This is a genomic window from Antarcticimicrobium sp., assembly GCF_029212575.1.
In the GTDB taxonomy this organism is placed as follows: domain Bacteria; phylum Pseudomonadota; class Alphaproteobacteria; order Rhodobacterales; family Rhodobacteraceae; genus Antarcticimicrobium.
On the sequence record NZ_JARGPK010000012.1, the window covers coordinates 31,843 to 47,437 of the forward strand.

A 15,595-nucleotide genomic window follows, 5' to 3' on the forward strand; every position below is an offset into this window, starting at 1 on the left:
CAAGCGTCCTAACGTCAGCGCGAACCGCGCGACAGGAGGGCCCCGCGATGCATTTCGGTTTGAGCGACGAGCAGGAGATGATCGTCTCCACCGTCCGCAGCTTTGTCGAGAACGAGATCTACCCGCATGAGGCCGAGGTCGAGCGCACCGGTCAGGTCCCCGAGGCGCTGGGGCAGGCGATCAAGCAGAAGGTCATCGACCTTGGGTTCTATGCCTGCAATTTCCCCGAGGAGGTCGGCGGTGCCGGCCTGTCGCACCTGGATTTCACCCTGGTCGAGCGCGAGCTTGGGCGCGGGTCGATGGCGCTGACGCATTTCTTCGGACGGCCGCAGAACATCCTGATGGCCTGCAAGGGCGACCAGCGTGACCGCTACCTGCTGCCGGCGGTGCGGGGCGAGCGGATGGACGCGCTGGCGATGACCGAACCCGACGCGGGCTCGGACGTGCGCGGCATGAAATGCCAGGCGGTGCGGGATGGCGGCGACTGGGTGCTGAACGGCTCCAAGCATTTCATCTCGGGGGCCGAGCACGCGGACTTCTTCATCGTCTTCGTCGCCACCGGCATCGACGAGACGCCCAAGGGCCCCAAGAAACGCATCACCACCTTCCTTGTCGATCGCGGCACGCCGGGGTTCGAGGTGCGCGACGGCTATCGCTCGGTCAGCCATCGCGGCTACAAGAACTGCATTCTCTACTTCGACAACTGCCGCCTGCCCGATGCGCAGGTTCTGGGCGAGGTCGATGGCGGTTTCGACGTGATGAACACCTGGCTTTACGCCACCCGGCTGACGGTCGCGGCCTTTTGCGTCGGCCGCGCGCGGCGCTGTTTCGACCATGCGCTGAGCTATGCCGCCGAGCGCAAGCAGTTCGGCCAGCCGATCGGCAAGTTCCAGGGCGTCGGGTTCCAGATCGCCGACATGATCACCGAGATCGACGCCGCCGACTGGCTGACCCTTGCGGCGGCCTGGCGGCTGGACCAGGGGATGCCCGCCAACCGCGAGATCGCCAGCGCCAAGGTCTATGCCTCGGAAATGCTGGCGCGGGTCACCGACACCACCCTGCAGATCCACGGCGGCATGGGCCTGATGGACGATTTCCCGGTCGAACGGTTCTGGCGCGACGCGCGGGTGGAACGAATCTGGGACGGCACCAGCGAGATCCAGCGCCACATCATCAGCCGCGACCTCCTGCGCCCGCTGGAGGCGTGATGCGCGGGCTGGACCGGCTGCTGCGGCCGCGCTCCATCGCCGTTGTCGGCGGCGGCGGATGGTGCGCCAACGTCATCGAGCAGTGCCGCAAGATCGGTTTCGCGGGCGAGATCTGGCCGGTGCACCCCCGCCGCGCGACGGTGGCCGGGCTGACCGCCTATGCCGACATCGACAGCCTGCCGAACGCCCCCGACGCCGCCTTTGTCGGCGTCAACCGGGATGCGACGATCGAGGTTGTGGCACGGCTGTCGGCGCGCGGCGCCGGCGGCGCGGTCTGCTTCGCCTCGGGCTTTCGCGAGGCGCAGCGGGAAACCGGCGACGGTGATGCCAAGCAGGAGGCGCTGCTGGCGGCGGCCGGCGACATGACGATCCTCGGGCCCAATTGCTACGGGATGCTGAACTATCTCGACGGCGCGGCGCTCTGGCCCGATCAGCACGGCGGGGTGCCGGTCGAGCGCGGCGTGGCCCTGATCACCCAGTCCTCCAACATCGCGATAAACCTGACGATGCAGAACCGGGGCCTGCCGCTGGCCTATGTGGTGACCGCCGGCAACCAGGCGCAGACCGGGCTGTCCAAGATTGCCGCCGCCCTGCTGCGCGACCCGCGCGTGACCGCGCTGGGCCTGCATATCGAGGGGATCGACGACCTGCGCGGGTTCGAGGCGATGGCCGAGACCGCCCGAACCCTGGGCAAGCCCATCGTCGCGCTCAAGATCGGGCGGTCGGACCAGGCGCGGGCGGCAACGGTCTCGCACACCGCCTCGCTCGCCGGCAGCGAGGCCGGCGCCGACGCGCTTTTGGCGCGGCTGGGGATCGGGCGGGTGCGCTCGCTGTCCGGCCTGCTGGAAACGCTGAAGCTGCTGCATGTCACCGGGCCGCTCATCTCGCCACGCATCGCCTCGATGTCCTGTTCCGGCGGCGAGGCCAGCCTGATCGCCGACACCGCGCATGGCAGCGGCCTGGTCTTTCCGCCGCTGGGCGAGCGGCAGCGGCAGGCGTTGCGCGCCGTGCTGGGGCCCAAGGTGGCACTGGCCAACCCGTTGGATTATCACACCTATATCTGGAATGACGAGGACGGGCTGGGCCAAACCTTTTCCGCGATGATGGACGCCGAACTGGCGCTCGGGGTGGTGGTGCTGGACTTTCCCCGCGCCGACCGCTGCTCGGCCGAGGATTGGACCCGGGTGATCCGAGCCGTCGCCCGCGCCGGCGAGATCAGAGGGCGCCCGATGGCGATCCTTGCCTCTCTGGCCGAGCTGATGCCCGAAGACATCGCGCAGGAACTGGTCGGCTTGGGCATCGCCCCCCTTTCGGGCCTGTCCGAGGCGGTCGAGGCGATGGAGGTCGCCGCCAATCTGGGCCGCACTCGGCCTGCACCGGCGCCGCTGTTGCTGCCCCGGCAGGGCGAGGCCGGCCCAACGCTGAGCGAGGCCGAGGCCAAATCCGCTCTGTCCGCCCACGGGGTGCGCATCCCCGGCGCCGCGCGCGCCACCGGGGCCGAGGCCGCCGCCATGGCAGCCACCCGCATCGGCTTTCCCGTCGTGCTCAAGGGCGAGGGCATCGCGCACAAGACCGAGGCCGGCGCGGTGGCGCTGAACCTCCGCTCGGCCAGGGCCGTGGCCGAGGCCGCCCGCGCCATGCCGAGCGAACAGTTCCTGGTCGAACAGATGGTGACCGGCACGGTGGCCGACCTGCTGATCGGGGTGGTGCGCGACCCCGCCCATGGCTACGTGCTGACCCTTGCCGCTGGCGGCACCCTGACCGAACTGCTCGACGACAGTGTCAGCCTGCTGGTGCCAAGCCCGCCCCAGGCGGTGCGCGATGCCCTGGGGCGGCTCAAGCTGTTCCGGTTGCTTTGCGGCTATCGCGGCGCGCCACCGGCGGATATCGAGGCTATCGTCAAGGCGATCATGGCCGTGCAATCCTATGTCGAGGCGGCGCACCCGCATGAGATCGAAATCAACCCCCTCCTCTGTGGCCCGCATGGTGCGGTCGCGGCGGACGCCCTGATCAGGATCGGAGACCCCCATGACTGACAGCCCCATCAAGACCCGCCGCGACGGCCATGTGCTCGAGGTCACGCTGGACCGGCCCAAGGCGAATGCCATCGACCTTGCCACCAGCAAGATCATGGGCGAGGTCTTTACCGATTTCCGCGACGACCCCGAATTGCGGGTCGCCATCGTCACCGGCGCGGGGGAAAAGTTCTTTTGCCCCGGCTGGGATCTCAAGGCCGCCGCCGGGGGTGACGCGGTCGACGGCGATTATGGCAAGGGCGGCTTCGGCGGGTTGCAGGAACTGCGCGGCATGAACAAGCCGGTGATCGCGGCGGTCAACGGGATCTGCTGCGGTGGCGGGCTGGAACTGGCGCTGTCGGCCGATATCATCCTGGCCGCCGATCACGCCAGTTTTGCCCTGCCCGAGATCCGCTCCGGCACGGTGGCGGATGCGGCCACGGTCAAGCTGCCCAAGCGGATCCCCTATCACATCGCCATGGAAATGCTGTTCACCGGCCGCTGGTTCGACACCGAAGAGGCCGCGCGCTGGGGCATGATCAACCATGTCTATCCCGCCGCCGACCTGATGGCCGAGGCGCGCAAACTGGCCGCGCTGTTGGCCTCGGGTCCGCCGTTGGTCTACGCCGCGATCAAGGAGATCGTGCGCGAGGCCGAGGACATGAAATTCCAGGACGCGATGAACCGCATCACCCGGAGCCAGTTTCCGACGGTCGAGACCCTTTACCGGTCCGAGGACCAGCGCGAGGGCGCCCGCGCCTTTGCCGAGAAACGCGATCCGGTCTGGACCGGGCGCTGACGCCCTTTTTGCGGGGCTGACACAGGTCAAGGCGCGCCGCCGGTGCCATCGGCCATGATCGGGATGCGGCGCGGCCACGGGGTGCCGTCACCGACACGGAGAGGAGCGGCAGGATGGACATCAGGATTTTCGCGCTGGAGGGGGCACAAGCCTTGGGCGCGGCAGTGGCGTCGGACCTGGGTCAGCCGCTGGCGGCGCTGGAAGAACGCGGCTTCGAGGACGGCGAACACAAGATTCGCCCGCTCGACGAGGTGCGCGGCACCGATACCTATGTGATCCAGGGGCTGCACGGCGGACCCGACGACAGCCCCAACGACAGGCTGTGCAAGCTGCTGTTCTTCATCGCTACCCTGCGCAGCAACGGTGCGGCCCGGGTCACGGCGGTGGTTCCCTACCTCGCCTATGCCCGCAAGGACCGCCAGACCAAGCCGCGCGATCCGCTGACCGCGCGCTATGTGGCCCAACTGTTCGAGGCGGTCGGCGCCGACCGGGTGGTGACGATGGAGTGTCACAACACCGCGGCCTTCCAGAACGCCTTTCGCTGCGAGACTCTCGCGCTCGACACCCGCGGCGCCCTGCTGGAGCGGGCGGCGGCGCTGGCCGGGGATGGCGCGATCAGCGTCGCCTCGCCCGATCCCGGCGGGGTCAAGCGGGCGCAGCTGTTCCGCGAGGCGCTGGAGGCGCGGCTGGGCCGCCCGGTGGACTTCGCGTTGATGGAAAAGCGGCGCAGCGGCGGCACGGTCACCGGCAGCCTGATCGCGGGCGACGTGGCCCGCGCGCGGGTGCTGATCATCGACGACATGATCGCCTCGGGCGGGACGATGACCCGTGCGGCGCGGGCAATCCTGGAGCTGGGCGCGCGCGATGTCTGGGCACTGGCCGCGCATGGGCTGTTCACCGCCGGCGCGGACCGGGCGCTGGCCGATCCGGCGATCACCGGCTGGATCGTCACCGACACGGTGCCGCCGTTCCGGCTGACCGATCAGATGGCGCAAAAGGTCGAGATCGTCAGCGCGGCGCCCTTGCTGGCGCGGGCCATCGACCGGCTTCAGCACAACCGCCCGGTCACCGACCTTCCGGCGGCAGGCGCATGAGCTCGGGCCGGCACGACAGCGCGACATAGCGCCGCGCCTGCGGGCGCCATTTCCACGGCGTCCGTTCCGGCTGCACCACGAGATGCAGCAGCGACAGACGTGCGCGCAGGAGCGCCCGGTAGCGCCAGTAGAATTCAACCAGAACGGGCGGCGGATTGCCAAGCGCCGCGCCCAGACCGTGATAGAGCGCGCCGGCCACCCACTCCGGGCCGAGCTTGGCGCATTCCATCCCAAGAAAGGCGATCTCGTCCAGTGGATCGACAAGGCGCAGGGCGCGGTTGAACTCCAGGCAGTCGATAATCACCGGCGCATCGGTGAGAAACACATGCTCGGGCCGCAGGTCGCCATGCCCCTCGACCACATGGCCCGCGCGGACCCTCTGGCACAGAAGCGGGTGTGCCTCGGCATAGGACCGGTCGTAGGCGTCGAGAGCGGCGTCGAGCTGCGGCTCGTCCAACTTCAGCGCGGGATCGGTCAGGACCGCGCGCGTCTTTGCGTATTCGGCGGCGAATTGCCCGGCGTAATCCTCCGGCGCGATCTCTGCCGGGGGCGTTGCGCCATAGAACCCCCTCAGCAGGTCCGCGACCTGCCCGATGTGTCCGGGCGTCAGATCACCGGCGCCGATCATACGCTCAAGATTGCGTTCCTCCGGCAACCGCCGCATTTCCACCAGCCAGTCCACGACCTGCCCGCGCGCCCCGTCCAGCGACAGCCGCCCGTCCGCCCCGATCCCCAGCGGGCGGGGCACCTCGTAAAGATCGGGGGCCAGGCGGCGGTTGAGCTGAACCTCGTCGCAGACCGCCCGGCGCCGTTTCCCGATGGTCGAGAAGTCGAGGAAATCGTAGCGGACCGGTTTTTTCAGCTTGAACACCTTGGGTCCGGCGAGAAACACCCAGGACATGTGGGTTTCGATGACCTCGACAGTCGCAGGATCATGCGCATAGGTGCCGGGATCGGACAGGAACCTGACCTTTTCCGCGACCGTAACCGGGGGGCCAGCTTTGGCGAAACCGTTTGCCGTCATGTCGCGCTTTTCGTTGCCTCGCCCTAACCCTTACACAGGTGTGCCATCGGCGCGGCGCGGGGCCAACAGTAAATTCCGTCGCAGGGACGGATTGATCGCAGCGGACCGGGCCGCGCCCTGGCGCCGTTTCCCCCATCACGACCATATGCGCGCAGGTATATATAGATTTTGCAATGTGAATATGTTTATATAGCAAAACCAGAATTTGGGAGGGAAGACATGCTGGATGCAAAGAACATCGAAAATGCCAAGAGCATGTCGATAATCGTCACCAAGGGGTCGCTGGATTGGGCCTATCCGCCATTCATTCTTGGCACCACGGCGGCGGCGATGGATGTCGACGTCACGATGTTTTTCACGTTTTACGGGCTGCCGCTTCTGAAAAAGGAGCTGAACCTGAAGTTCACGCCGCTCGGCAACCCGGCAATGGAGATGCCGATGATGGGCGGCCATATGGCGATGCCCAATATCGTCGGCATGCTACCCGGCGTCGGCGCGGCGGCGGGCACCATGATGAAGAACCTGATCAAGAAAAAGGGGGTCGCCTCGATCGAGGAGTTGCGCGAGGCCGCCGTCGAGGCCGAGGTCAAGATGATCGGCTGCCAGATGACCCTGGACCTGTTCGAGTACAAGCGCGAAGACATGATCGACGAAATGGAGATCGGCGGCGCGGCGACCTACATGGAAAAGGCGCTGCAATCGGACATCAACCTGTTCATCTGATCTTACTGTCACCGTCACGAGGGAGGAAAAATACGTGGCTGACCAAACACTCAATGCCGAGGGGCTCAACTGCCCGCTACCGATTTTGCGGGCCAAGAAAGCGATCAAGGGGATGAGCTCCGGCCAGATCCTCGAGATTCGCGCAACCGATCCCGGCTCGGTCGCCGACTTCGCCGCCTTCTGCAACCAGACCGGCAACGCTCTGGTAAGCTCGTCCAGCGAGGGCGACATCTACAAGTTCGAGATCAAGGTGTCCTGAACCTCAGGACGAATGCCTTTTCTTGCCGCGGCGGGCCTTCGCCGCGGCAACGAATTCCAGAAAATCAGTCACCCAGGGCGATTGCGCCGCATGCCGCAGGTGGATGAACCCTGCCTGGGTGTAGCCGCGCACCAGCGCGTCATGCTGCCCGTCGATGCCATGGCCACGGATGACCCGGCGCCCGAAGATCGGGTCAGACAATTTTTCCAGACGGGCATAGTGAAACTCATGCGCGCGCTGTTCGGCCCGGCTCGCGGGCCAGAGTGCGGCAGGCTCCGGCACGAAGCGGACATAGCCGCGCCCCTGCGGGCGTGGTTGCATCACGGTCTCGGCATCGAAAAAGCCGACCATGTCGTGCCGCTCGCCCTGCCATTCCAGCGACCGGCACAGGTACATCAGCCCGCCGCATTCCGCATAGGCCGGCAGACCGGCCTCGAGCGCGCGACGGATGTCGGCGCGCAGGGTGGTGTTCGCAGCGAGGGCGGCGGCATGCACCTCGGGGAACCCGCCGCCGATGAACAGCCCGTCCACCTCGGGCAGCGCGGAATCGCGCAGCGTGTCGATCGGCACCAGCTCGGCCCCGGCGGCCTCGAAGGCCTCCAGATCGTCGGGGTAGTAGAAGGTAAAGGCCTCGTCCCGCGCGATGCCGATGCGCAGCCCCGGCCAGAGGGCGGGTGAAGCGGCTGGTGACAAGGCGGGCGGCACGACCCCCGGGCAGGATGGCGCCGACCGGGCCACAGCGACCAGCGCGTCCAGGTCCACCGATTGCGCGATCCGCCTGCCGAGGCCATCGACGAACTCCGCGGCCCGCGCCCTGTCCGAGGGAACCGTCAGCCCGAGGTGCCGCTCCGAGAGATCCATCTCCGGCGCGACGCCGATGGCTCCCAAAACCGGCAGGTCGGTATAACTCTCGACCGCGGCGCGCAGTTTGCCCTCGTGGCGGCTGCCGCCGGTCTTGTTGAGAATCACCCCGGCGATCCGGATCGACGGGTCGAAATCCACGTAGCCGCGCAGCAGCGGCGCGATCCCGCGCGTCATGCCCTTGGTATCGACCACCAGCACCACCGGCACCTGCAACAGCGCCGCCAGCGCGGCGTTCGAATCGCACCCGTCCGCCGCGACACCGTCGAACAGCCCCTTGTTGGCCTCGATCAGCGATAGCGCCGCCCCTTCCGCACTGGCCTGGAACAGCGCAAGGATCTCGTCTTTGAGCATGGTGTTGAAATCGAGGTTATAGGCGGGACGGCCCGCCGCCCGCGCCAGCCACATCGGGTCGATGTAGTCGGGGCCCTTCTTGAACACCGCCGGCCCCTGACCCCGCGCCGTCAGCGCCGCCGCGATGCCGGTCGAGACCACGGTCTTGCCCGACGACTTGTGCGCCGCCGCGATCATGAAACGGGCAAGCGCGCTCACCTCGGCTCAAGCAGGGTACGGTCGCGGGCCTCCCACAGGGCGCGGGCCTGCGCCTCGGCCTCCGTGACGGACCCGGCCCGCCCCATGCTGCGCAGCGTCACCGCCAGGGTGCCGACCACCGAGGCGATTGCATAGGGCTCGCTGTCGGCACCGGACCAGACCGCGCGCAACCGGGCCGGGTCCATCGCCGCGTCGGCGGGCTGGTGGGCGTCGTCCAGCAGCGCCGGCCAGGTCTCGACCAGCGGCTCGGCGTCGCCCTGGGTGCTCCAGACCTGTGTTGGCTTGTTCGGGCGCCGCTCGATTTCGCCGCCCTCGCCGCGAAACACCGCCGCGCGCGGCTGGTTCAGGAGGCGCGCGGCACCGGCGTGAATGTCCATGAAACCGCGATGAAAGATGCCCTGCATCATCACCGGGGCGTCGAACGGGTTGATCATGCGGGTAAAGGAATGCACCGGAGAGCGCAGACCGAACACCAGCCGAAGCTCGATCAGGTGGCGCAGGACCGGGCTCATCGCCTCCAGCGGGACGTATGTAATCCCCGCCGCCTCGACCTGTGCGGCCGCCTGCGCGAGGTCCGAGGCCACCGGCAGCCCCAGAAGTTCGAACACCTGGCGGGTATAGAGCCGCCCCGGCGTGTGCCCCTCGGTGCCGTGAACGACGACCCGCGTCCCCTGCCCCACCAGCACCATCACCGAGAGCACGAACCACGGAAGTTGGATCCGCTTGCCCGCGTAGGAGGACCAGTCAAGATCGACCCGCGGCAGGGTATCCGGGCGCGGCAGCCGGTCGCGCGTGGCCTGGGCAAAGCCGGCAATCTCCTCCGGCGCCTCTTCCTTCAGGCGCAGCAGCATCAGAAAGGCGCCGATCTGTTCCGGCAGCACCGCGCCGTCGAGGATCATCTGCATCGCCTCGCGCGCCTCGTCAAAGGTCAGGGGGCGCTGCTTGGTCTTGCCGCGCCCGAGGATGGCGACGAAACGCGAGAACGGATGCGGTTTCAAAGGGTCGTGCAACATGCCCCCCTATCCCTTCGCGGCTAGGTTCTGGTCGGAGAGGTTGGTCGGCAGCACCCGCAGGATCTTGGCCCCCAGACCGGTCGCCAGCAGCGCAAGCGCCACGCCGCCGAGGCCCAGCGCAATCTCCGGCAGGCTTGGACCATAGCCCGCGATCTGCCCGTCGTGAAAGCCCGATGTAACCACGTAGCCCGGGAACAGCTCCATCGGGTAGGCCTGCCCGCCGACCACGATCACGTAAAGCTGCGCCAACCCGCCGAGGATCACCAACAGGCTGACCCCCGCCGACAGCCCGGCCGAGGGCGGCGTGCGGCGGCCGTAGACCAGCAGCAGCGGCAGCAGTGCGCCAAGACCGACCTGCACGCCCCAGAACAAGGTGGTGTAGATGCCGCCGTCGCGAAGGATGAAGGCCTCGATCCCGGCGTGTTCGGCGGCGTAGAGGTTGGTGAGGTGCTGCACGGCGGTGAAGTAGAGCGCCGCCGCCACGAAGAGCGCCAGAAGCCTTGTCAGCCGCGCGGTCAAGGCCTGTCCCAGAGGGCAGGGCGACAGCGCGCAAAGCGCCTGCAGCACCAGGATGAACACCGCCAACCCCAGCGCAAAGGACATGGCGATGAACAGCGGCGCCATGATCGCCGCGTCATAGCCCGGCCGCGCCACCAGCCAGCCAAAGATCGAGCCGGTCCCGGTGGTCAGCGCCAGCCGCCAGACAAAGGCGAGCAGACCCGCGGGCTTGGTCCATTTCGGATGCACGTTCCGATCCATCTGGACCCAGAGATAGAGCGCCACGATCCCCAGGAACCCGGAATAGAGCAGGATGTTCCAGGTAAAGATCGAGGTGAAATTGAAATGCGTCATCTGCACGATCAGCCGGTCCGGCCGCCCGAGATCCAGCACCAGAACCGCCAGCCCCCCCGCCAGCAGCGAGATGGCCAGCACCCCGGAGAGCCGCGACAGCGGTTTGTAGGGCTTGTTGTCGAACACGCTGGCGATCGAGGCGACATTGAGCGCACCGGAGGCCGCCACGATCAGGAAGATCGCGAAGACATGCGGCAGGCCCCAGACCACCTGGTTGGTCATGCCGGTCGCGACGTGGCCCTGATGCTCGACATGGGCAAAGGCCCACACCCCGCCCAGCAGGAACGCGCCGAGCAAGGCGGTCACCGCCCAGAGCCGGGGGGTGAAGGGGATTTCGCGATAGATGGTCCTGTCGATAGCCAAGGGTCAGATCTCCGCGTAGCGAACGCCGGGGTTCAAATCGAGGTCGGGGCGCAGCGCCGCCGAGGGGAACTCGGCCAGGCGTCTGGAAATCTCGCTTTCGGGGTCGCGCAGATCGCCGAACACCATGGCGCCATGGCCCGCGGCGGTGCAGGCCTCGACACAGGCGGGGATGCCACCCGCATCGACCCGGTGCACGCAAAGCGTGCAGCTTTCCACCGTGCCCACCCCGCGCGGGGCGTGCGGCTTCTGGTTGGTGACCGGCTCATGCACGAAGGAGCGCGCCTTGAACGGGCAGGCCATCATGCAATAGCGGCAGCCGATGCAGATGTGCTTGTCGACCAGCACGATGCCGTCGTCCCGCTTGAACGAGGCGCCGGTCGGGCAGACATCGACACAGGGCGGGCTTTCGCAATGCTGGCACATCATCGGCAGGTTCACCTCGCGTCCGGTGGCCTTTTCCTTCAGCGTCACCTTGCGGATCCACTGCACGTCACGCTCCGGGTCGCCATGGCCGGACCAGCCGTTTTCGGTCTTGCAGGCGCTGACGCAATCCGAGCAGCCCGGCGCGCATCGGCTGGCATCGATCAGCAGGCCCCAGCGCTTGCCGGAATCCGCCGCCGCCTCTGCCTCGGACCCGCCGAAGGCCATCAGGGTCACTCCCGGCGCCAGCGTCATCGTGGCCAGTGCCGCACCGCTGCGCAGGAAATCGCGGCGCGATGGCGCCTGCGCTTGATCGGGGGTGCGGCACGTCATCGGTCAGCCTCCGGGTCCACTGTCTCGAGATAGGCCTGCATGGTCGCGATATCGCTGAGCGACCTGGGCAGCAGCCCCGGCGGGCGGCTCAGGGCGGCATGGGCCGGCGGTTCGTCGTACTCCTCGGGCGTCGAGCGGTGGCAGTCGAAACAGTCCACCTTGACGGCCGCGAAATCGTGGCAGGTCCGGCAAAAGTGACGCTCGTCCGCAACCGTGACCGGCGTCCCGGCATCATCGCGCACGGTGTGACACTCGAAACAGGCGTTGAGCGAGGCGTCCACCGGTCGAACCCCCTGATACATGGTCACGTCGCGGTCATGCCGCATCATCTGCATGTGCCAGCGCCGCATATAGGCGTTGCCCTCGGGGTGCGGCGTGCCGGTCGCCTTGGGCACCACCGGCGCGATCTCCTGCGCCGGCGCGGCAGCCCCCCAGGCGAGGACAAGGCAGAGCCCGAGGATCAGTCTACGAATGATCACTCGCCAAGCCCCATCTTGATGTACCCCGTCGGGCAGACGTCGGCGCAGATGTGACAACCGATGCAGCGGGTGTAGTCGGTGTCGACATAGCGGCCCACGGTGCGGTCAGATTTCTTGACCCGGAACACCGCGTCCTGCGGGCAGAACACCACGCAGTTGTCGCATTCGAAACACATGCCGCAGGACATGCAGCGTTCGCCCTCCTTCTGCGCCTGCTCCTCCAACAGGCCGACGATGCGCTCCTCGAAGTTGCCCAGGACCGCGTCGCCCTCGATATGGACCTCCTGCCGGGTCTCGCGCGGAACGAAGTTGAAATGTCCCTTGAACAACTCGTCATGCGGGATGATCTGGCTCGCCGATCGGTCCTCGTAGTTGTGGATCGCATAGGCGGCGTCATCGGTGCCGCGTTTCTGCAAATGATCATAGGGCGAAGGATCGTGGCCGCGCTGGTGCAACTCCTCCAGCAGGTTGAAATGGTGCACGTCCACCCTTGGCCGGCGGTGAATGTCGCCATCGTCGAGGTAATCGGTGATCGCCTCGGCCGCGATCCGCCCGTGCCCGATGGCCGTGGTCAGCAGGTGCGGCCGAACGATATCGCCGCCGGCGAAATGCTTCTCGCGCCCCTTGACCTGATAGGCACCGGCGATGTCGATGAAGCCGCGCCCGTTGTCGAGGTCCTCGACCCCGCTCAGGTCGCCACTCTGGCCGATGGCGGCGATGATGATATCGGCCTCCAGCACGAACTCGGTGCCCTCGATCGGCTCGGGCGCGTTGCCCTTCATCTCGCATTCGCACATCTTCAGGCCGGTCGCCCGTCCGCCCTCGCGGATCACCTCGATCGGCATCACGCTGCCCCGGATCTCGATGCCCTCGCGCCTGGCGTCCTCGCGCTCGCGTTCGGCGGCGGTCATTTCCTCGACCGGGAACAGCGAGGTGAGCGTTGCCTGCATCCCTTCGCGGGTCAGCGAACTGGCGATATCGTGGCTGGTGAAATCGACGACCGATCCATCGTTGCGCTCGGGCAGGTAATCGGCGGTGACATGGCCCAGCCGGCGCGCCACCGAGGCGACGTCGATCGAGGTGTCGCCGCCACCCACCACCACGACCTTCTTGGCGGTGCCCAGCACATAGCCCTGGTTGAAGGCGTCGAGAAACTCGATCCCGTTGATGCAGTTGTCGGCCCCTTCCCAGCCGGGAACCGGCAGCGGTCGCCCGTTCTGCGCGCCCAACGCCCAGAAGATCGCATCGAACCCCGCCTCCAGATCCGCCAGCGCGATATCCGTGCCGACGCGGGTGCCGGTCCGGACCGTCACGCCCATGTCGGTGATCCGGCCGATCTCGGTATCGAGCATGCTGCGCGGCGTCCGGTAGCCCGGAATGCCATAGCGCATCATGCCGCCAAGCTTGTCATTGGCCTCGAAGATCGTCACCGCGTGGCCGTCCTTGCGCAGGAAATAGGCCGCCGAAAGCCCGGCGGGCCCGCCGCCGATCACCGCGACCTTGCGGCCGGTGTCGGCGCCCGGCGCCTCGTGGGTGACGCCGTTCTCATTGGCCCAGTCGCCGACATATTGCTCGACCGCGTTGATGCCGACGTAATCGTCGACCTCGTTGCGGTTGCAGCCGGCCTCGCAGGGCGCCGGGCAGACCCGGCCCATGGTCGAGGGAAACGGGTTGGCCGCAGCCATCCGGTGAAACGCGTATTCCTGCCAGGCCATGCCCTCGACCGGCGGCTTGTCCATGCCGCGTGCGATCGCCAGCCAGCCCCGGATCTCGTGGCCCGAGGGGCACGCGCCCTGGCACGGCGGCGTCTTGTGCACGTAGGTCGGGCACTTGTGGGAATGGTCGGCCTTGAAGATCTTCTCCTCAAGATCCCAGTCCGACGGCATTTCCCCTTCCTTGAACCGGCGGAATGTCGCGCCTTTTTCCAAGTCTTTCATCGCAGTCCCCTCCCCGGGCCGCGCGCCTATGCGGCGCCCTCGGCCGTTTCGCCTTCTTCTTCTTCACCCGCGTCCTGACCGGTCAGGATGATGGCGTTCGACACCATCTGGTGAACTGACAGGATCGAATCCATCTCGTATCCGAACTTGGGCATGACCTTGGAAAACTGCGTCTTGCAGATGGCGCAGATCGCGGCCATGTGGGTGACCCCGTGTTCCTCGGTCACCTCCTGCAGCGCGGTCATCCGGGGGCTCGCCCCCTTGGTGCGCAGGTCCATCAGCTCGTCGGTCAACAGCCCGCCACCGCCGCCGCAGCACAGCGTCGATTCCATGATCGTGTCGCGCGGCATGTCGTAGAAATGGTTGCAGACCGATTTCAGGATATGGCGCGGGATCTCGAACTGGCCGCCGGCCTCCTCGCCCATGCCGCTGGCCCTCGCGACGTTGCAGCTGTCGTGATAGGTCAGCCGGATATGGTCGTTGCGCGCCTTGTCGATATTCAGCGTGCCTTTCTGGATCTCGCCCCAGGTGAATTCGCAGATGTGCTGCGGCACCGGGTAATTCTGGTCGAGGAAATCCCACGGCCCGGCCAGCGTGTTCAGGAACGAATAGGCCACGCGCCAGGCATGGCCGCATTCGCCGAAAATGATCCGCTTGACGCCCAGCTCCTTGGCCGCCTTGCGGATGCGCAGCGACACCTCGCGCATGTTCTCGTAAGAGCCGATGAACAGGCCGAAATTGGCGGCCTCCGAGGCATAGCTGGACACCGTCCAGCTGACCCCGGCCTCGTGAAACACCTTGGCATATCCGATCAGCCCCTCGATATGCGGCTCGGCAAAGAAATCCGCCGAGGGCGTCACCAAAAGGATGTCGGCGCCCTTTTCATCCAGCGGGATGCGCACCGAGACGCCGGTGTCGTCCTCGATATCCTCCTCGAGGCCCTCCAGCGTCGCCCGCAGAGCCTTTTCCTGCAGCCCGAGGTTGTTGCCGATCTTGTGGACCTTGCCGATGATCTCGTTGCAGTATTTCTGCCCCTTGCCGACCACGTCCATGATCTCGCGCGCCGCCATCGAGATTTCGGCGGTGTCGATCCCGAACGGGCAGAACACCGAGCAGCGGCGGCACTGGCTGCACTGGTGGTAATAGGAATACCACTCGTCCAGCACCTCCTCGGTCAGGTCGCGGGCGCCGACCAGCCAGGGGAAATGCTTGCCCGCAAAGGTGAAATACCGCCGATAGACCGAGCGCAGCAGATCCTGCCGCGCCACGGGCATGTTCTTGGGGTCGCCGGTGCCGATGAAGTAATGGCATTTGTCGGTGCAGGCCCCGCATTTCACGCAGGCATCGAGATAGACCTGAAAGGCGCGGTTCTTTTCCGCCAGGTCCTTCATCTTGGCCAGCGCCCGCTCCTTCCAGTCGGGCAACAACTCGCCCGGGAACCCGACACTGGCCTGATGCTCGGGCGAGGCGGGATAAGGCATGCTATCGGCCATGGCGCCGCATTTCAGGCGCGGGATCTCCAGCGGGTGCGCAAGCTGGGGGATTTCGGTGTCTTTCGGCGCCATGACGACCTCAACCTTCCAGTTTCGCCGCCCAGGCGGCGATGTGGCGCCGCTCGCGGGGGTTGTCGACCTGGTTGCGGCTGGGGCTGAAGAACAGCCCC

Annotated in this window: 14 protein-coding genes; 6 read left to right on the plus strand and 8 right to left on the minus strand. The window is 66.9% G+C overall.

Translation table 11 applies throughout. The annotated features are described in order from the left end of the window. The first annotated feature begins 47 nt into the window (after positions 1-47). The 4 genes from P1U75_RS02085 to prs all read left to right on the plus strand — a co-directional run bounded on the left by P1U75_RS02085 (position 48) and on the right by prs (position 5,116). A complete protein-coding gene (locus tag P1U75_RS02085; RefSeq protein WP_300239196.1) occupies positions 48-1,208 on the plus strand; it encodes an acyl-CoA dehydrogenase family protein in 1,161 nt (386 codons plus the stop codon). Continuing rightward, complete coding sequence (locus P1U75_RS02090; RefSeq protein ID WP_300239197.1) at positions 1,208-3,244, plus strand: acetate--CoA ligase family protein; 2,037 nt, start codon at positions 1,208-1,210, stop codon at positions 3,242-3,244. The genes P1U75_RS02085 and P1U75_RS02090 overlap by 1 nt, the downstream gene beginning before the upstream one ends. After that, the gene (locus tag P1U75_RS02095; protein WP_300239199.1) at positions 3,237-4,022 is read left to right on the plus strand and encodes a carnitinyl-CoA dehydratase; all 786 of its coding nucleotides are present in this window, start codon (positions 3,237-3,239) and stop codon (positions 4,020-4,022) included. The genes P1U75_RS02090 and P1U75_RS02095 overlap by 8 nt, the downstream gene beginning before the upstream one ends. A 113-nt stretch (positions 4,023-4,135) precedes the next feature. Next, positions 4,136-5,116: a ribose-phosphate diphosphokinase gene (gene prs / locus P1U75_RS02100; protein ID WP_300239201.1), complete on the plus strand. Its 981-nt coding sequence runs from the start codon at positions 4,136-4,138 to the stop codon at positions 5,114-5,116. Here the strand turns inward: prs and P1U75_RS02105 are convergent. Further along, positions 5,088-6,140 carry a hypothetical protein gene (locus P1U75_RS02105; protein WP_300239203.1) on the minus strand — a complete coding sequence of 351 codons (1,053 nt, stop codon included), beginning with the start codon at positions 6,138-6,140 and terminating at the stop codon, positions 5,088-5,090. The genes prs and P1U75_RS02105 overlap by 29 nt on opposite strands. Before the next feature lie 219 nt (positions 6,141-6,359). Here P1U75_RS02105 and P1U75_RS02110 point away from each other — a divergent pair, with 219 nt between their 5' ends. Further along, the gene (locus P1U75_RS02110; RefSeq protein WP_300239205.1) at positions 6,360-6,863 is read left to right on the plus strand and encodes a DsrE/DsrF/DrsH-like family protein; all 504 of its coding nucleotides are present in this window, start codon (positions 6,360-6,362) and stop codon (positions 6,861-6,863) included. 34 nt (positions 6,864-6,897) lie between these two features. Then, positions 6,898-7,122 (plus strand): sulfurtransferase TusA family protein, encoded by a 225-nt coding sequence (locus P1U75_RS02115; protein ID WP_300239207.1) that lies wholly within the window; start codon positions 6,898-6,900, stop codon positions 7,120-7,122. A gap of 3 nt (positions 7,123-7,125) precedes the next feature. Here P1U75_RS02115 and P1U75_RS02120 read toward each other — a convergent pair whose 3' ends face one another. From P1U75_RS02120 to dsrK, 7 genes are read right to left on the minus strand one after another with little or no spacing between them, the layout of a single operon-like run. Further along, positions 7,126-8,535, minus strand: a complete 1,410-nt coding sequence (locus P1U75_RS02120; RefSeq protein WP_300239209.1) for a cobyrinate a,c-diamide synthase — start codon at positions 8,533-8,535, stop codon at positions 7,126-7,128. After that, entirely contained in the window at positions 8,532-9,548 is a 1,017-nt protein-coding gene (locus P1U75_RS02125; RefSeq protein WP_300239211.1) for a glycosyl transferase family protein, read from the minus strand. Before P1U75_RS02125 ends, P1U75_RS02120 begins: the two co-directional genes overlap by 4 nt. A 6-nt stretch (positions 9,549-9,554) precedes the next feature. Beyond that, on the minus strand, positions 9,555-10,763 hold the full coding sequence (gene nrfD, locus P1U75_RS02130; RefSeq protein WP_300239213.1) for an NrfD/PsrC family molybdoenzyme membrane anchor subunit: 1,209 nt from the start codon (positions 10,761-10,763) through the stop codon (positions 9,555-9,557). Positions 10,764-10,766: 3 nt separating this feature from the next. After that, the gene (gene dsrO, locus P1U75_RS02135) at positions 10,767-11,516 is read right to left on the minus strand and encodes a sulfate reduction electron transfer complex DsrMKJOP subunit DsrO (RefSeq protein WP_300239216.1); all 750 of its coding nucleotides are present in this window, start codon (positions 11,514-11,516) and stop codon (positions 10,767-10,769) included. Next, positions 11,513-11,995: a hypothetical protein gene (locus P1U75_RS02140; protein WP_300239218.1), complete on the minus strand. Its 483-nt coding sequence runs from the start codon at positions 11,993-11,995 to the stop codon at positions 11,513-11,515. The genes dsrO and P1U75_RS02140 overlap by 4 nt, the downstream gene beginning before the upstream one ends. Then, the gene (locus P1U75_RS02145) at positions 11,992-13,932 is read right to left on the minus strand and encodes an NAD(P)-binding protein (protein ID WP_300239220.1); all 1,941 of its coding nucleotides are present in this window, start codon (positions 13,930-13,932) and stop codon (positions 11,992-11,994) included. Before P1U75_RS02145 ends, P1U75_RS02140 begins: the two co-directional genes overlap by 4 nt. A gap of 26 nt (positions 13,933-13,958) precedes the next feature. Further along, positions 13,959-15,497, minus strand: coding sequence for a sulfate reduction electron transfer complex DsrMKJOP subunit DsrK (dsrK, locus tag P1U75_RS02150; protein WP_300239222.1), 1,539 nt, complete (start codon positions 15,495-15,497; stop codon positions 13,959-13,961). Positions 15,498-15,595 lie beyond the last annotated feature (98 nt).